General features: G+C 74.9%; 3 protein-coding genes. 1 reads left to right on the top strand and 2 read right to left on the bottom strand.

Annotated features, from left to right (window positions below):
- Window positions 1-28 precede the first annotated feature (28 nt).
- Together HTZ82_RS09065 and HTZ82_RS09060 are read right to left on the bottom strand one after the other, a co-directional pair.
- Entirely contained in the window at window positions 29-1,438 is a 1,410-nt protein-coding gene (locus HTZ82_RS09065) for an NAD(P)/FAD-dependent oxidoreductase (RefSeq protein ID WP_175408794.1), read from the bottom strand.
- A gap of 23 nt (window positions 1,439-1,461) precedes the next feature.
- Window positions 1,462-1,839: a metalloregulator ArsR/SmtB family transcription factor gene (locus HTZ82_RS09060; protein ID WP_175408793.1), complete on the bottom strand. Its 378-nt coding sequence runs from the start codon at window positions 1,837-1,839 to the stop codon at window positions 1,462-1,464.
- Window positions 1,840-1,982: 143 nt separating this feature from the next.
- Between HTZ82_RS09060 and HTZ82_RS09055 the strand changes: the two genes are divergently transcribed.
- On the top strand, window positions 1,983-3,125 hold a 1,143-nt coding region (locus tag HTZ82_RS09055; protein WP_175408792.1), incomplete at its 3' end, for an HAD-IC family P-type ATPase.

Here is a 3,125-nt window from a genome sequence, read left to right as displayed (position 1 = left end):
CCGGCACCTCACTGGAGGTGGCCGGGGCCTACTCCTCCCGCCACAACGGCGGCCGGTCCGGCGTCGGCCGCACCGGGCCGAACAGCACCCGCCGGGCCACGCGCGGCGCGAACAGCGACTCCACCGGCTTCACCAGGGACAGCACGCCGCGGAACGCGGTACCCACCACCGGGTCGCCGGCCGCCCGGACCTGTACGCGCGCGAGGTACCAGTTCGCGGGCCGCTCGGCCGGGGTGACGCGGGCCGCGTCGCCGAGTGCGCCCGGCATCTTCTTGTCCGAGCCCGCCGAGATGTCCCACGCCTGGCGCGACGCCCGGAACAGCGCCCGCTGGACCCGCCGGGTCGTGGGCGTACGGCGCGGGTCGGCCAGCGCGTCGCGCAGCGCCTCCGCCGCGAGCGCCGCCACCGTCATGCCCTGCCCGTAGATCGGGTTGAACGTGCACAGCGCGTCGCCCGTGGCGAGGAACCCGGCGGGCGAACGCCCCGTCAGGTCGTACCGGCGCCGTACGTTCGCGGTGGCGCGGAAGCCGTACACCGGCGAGTCGGGCTCGGCCTTCGCCAGCCAGTCCCGCACCAGCGGGTCAGGGAACCGCTCCGTGTACGCCTCGAATCCCTTGTCGTCGGTAGGCGGTTCGGCACCCCGCAGCCCGGACAGCGTCACGAGGAAGCGGCCGTCCTCGACGGGCAGCACCACCGCGCCGTACGTCTGACGGGGGTTCGGCACCAGGAAGAGGCCGAGCGCGTCGGTGTCGTCGGCGTGCCGCTCGTTGCGGTACACGCGGGTCGCGTACGCGAGTCCCGTGTCCAGCGTCTCCTCGCGCGGCGCCTCCGCACCGATCGCGGCCAGCCACTTCGGGGCCCGCGTGCCGCGCCCCGAGGCGTCCACGACCAGGTCGGCGGCGAGCAGCCGGGGCTCCGCGTCCCGGTGCGCGGCACCCCGCTCCCGCACCAGCACGCCGCGCACCCGCGCCACGTCCCCGGCGAGCCCGACCACCTCGGTGCCCTCCAGGGCCTCGACCCTCGGATCGGCCAGCACCCGGCGCCGTACCACCTGCTCCAGCTGCGGACGGGAGCCGCAGAAGAAGTGGAAGGTGGGGTCGGTGCGCCGGAACCACCGGCCGGCCTGCAACTGCACCATGTCGCGGGGCACACCCACGCGCGGGGCGCCCGCCGCGCGCAGTTCGTCCACCACACCCGGCAGCAGCCGGTCCATCGCCCGCTGCCCGGCCTCCAGCAGCACGTGCAGATGCCGGCCCTGCGGAACACCCGCCCGTGGCTCGGCCTCCTGCGGGAAGCGGTCCCGCTCGACGACCGTGACCCGCTCGGCGTGTTCGGCGAGCGCCCTGGCCGCGAGGAGCCCGGCGACACTGCCGCCGATCACCACCGCGTGCCGCGCCCCTCGCCCCGCCACCGGACCGCTGCCCAACTGGTCGGCCATGTCCGCCCCTTCGCGTCGAGGTTCTACGACTGACCAGTATCCACGGTTCGTTGGGGCAGGTCGCGGGCGCCGAGCCGGAGGTGCTCGATGTGGTAGACGGCTTCGTCGAGGAGCTGCGCCACATGGTTGTCGTAGAGGCTGTACTCGATCCGGCGGCCCTGCCGCACCCCGTGGACCAGGCCCAGCGCGCGCAGCAGACGGAGCTGGTGGGAGACGGCCGACTGCTCCATGGCGATGGACTCGGCCAGCTCGGTCACTCCGCAGGGGCCCTGCCGCAGCCGGGTCAGGATCATCAGCCGGGACGGCGTGGCGAGGGCCTGCAGGGTGGCGGCGATGGTGGCCGCGGCCTCGGCGTCGAGGCGGCCCGTGGGGGTTGCCCCGCCGTTCGCTCCATGTCCCATGAAGGTCATCGTAGCCGCGCATCACATCGTACGAATGAAGAGGTCTTCATGTGTTCCGCTATGGTGGTGGCCGGCCGCGCAGCCCTGCCCGTCCCATTTCCCGTCCCGTTCTTTCGTTCCCACCCATGGAAGAGGTGTGCCCGATGGCCTCCCCGGTGCTCGACACCCGCCAGGCGCCCCCGTCCGCCGTACCGCCGCCCGCCCGCCGGGCCCGGCTGTCGGCGCTGCCCGAGGTCCGCTGGGCCGCGCTCGCCACCGCCGCGTTCCTCGCGGCGCTCCCGCTCGACCTGGCCGGCGCGCCCGCCTGGGCGTGGGGCCCGCTGTACGCCCTCTGCTACGCGGCCGGCGGCTGGGAACCGGGCTGGGCCGGGCTCCAGGCGCTGCGCGAGAAGTCCCTCGACGTGGACCTGCTGATGGTGGTCGCCGCACTCGGCGCCGCCGCCATCGGGCAGTTCCTCGACGGCGGGCTGCTCATCGTGATCTTCGCCGTTTCGGGCGCCCTGGAGGCGCTCGCGACCCGGCGCACCGCCGACTCCGTGCGCGGCCTGCTCGACCTGGCGCCCGCCCGCGCGGTCCGGCTCCGCCCCGACGGCACGGAACAGCCCGTGGACGTGGCGGAGCTGACGGTCGGTGACACCGTCCTCGTACGGCCAGGGGAGCGGCTGCCGGCGGACGGCACCGTCCTCGACGGCACCGGCGACGTCGACCAGGCCACCATCACCGGCGAGCCGCTGCCCGTCCCCAAGGCCCCGGGCGACCAGGTCTTCGCAGGCACCCTCAACGGCACCGGCGCCCTGCGCGTCCGGGTCGGCAAGGACGCGGCCGACTCGGTCATCGCCCGCATCGTCGCCATGGTGGAGGAGGCCAGCGCCACCAAGGCGCCGACGCAGCTCTTCATCGAGAAGATCGAGCAGCGCTACTCGGTGGGCGTGGTCGCCGCCACGCTCGCGCTCTTCGCCGTGCCGCTCGCGTTCGGCGGGGCGTTCGAGGAGACCCTGCTGCGCGCCATGACCTTCATGATCGTGGCGTCGCCGTGCGCGGTGGTCCTCGCCACGATGCCGCCGCTGCTGTCCGCCATCGCCAACGCCGGGCGCCACGGCGTGCTCGTCAAGTCGGCGGTGGTGATGGAGCGGCTGGGTACGGTCGACCGCGTCGCCCTGGACAAGACCGGCACGCTCACGGAGGGCGCCCCGCGCGTCGCGGAGGTCCGGCTGCTCCCGGCCGCCGCCGGCGCGGGCCTGGACGAGGCGGAGGTGCTGGCCCTCGCGGCCGCCGCCGAGCTGCCC

The sequence above is a fragment of the Streptomyces sp. TRM64462 genome, assembly GCF_013362995.1.
In the GTDB taxonomy this organism is placed as follows: domain Bacteria; phylum Actinomycetota; class Actinomycetes; order Streptomycetales; family Streptomycetaceae; genus Streptomyces.
Note: the sequence above shows the minus strand (reverse complement) of the source record. Positions and strands in the feature narration are given on the sequence as shown.

Coding starts and splice junctions, on each gene's coding strand:
- HTZ82_RS09065 (WP_175408794.1), bottom strand. CDS start 1,438: ATGGCCGACCAGTTGGGCAGCGGTCCGGTGGCGGGGCGAGGGGCGCGG.
- HTZ82_RS09060 (WP_175408793.1), bottom strand. CDS start 1,839: ATGGGACATGGAGCGAACGGCGGGGCAACCCCCACGGGCCGCCTCGAC.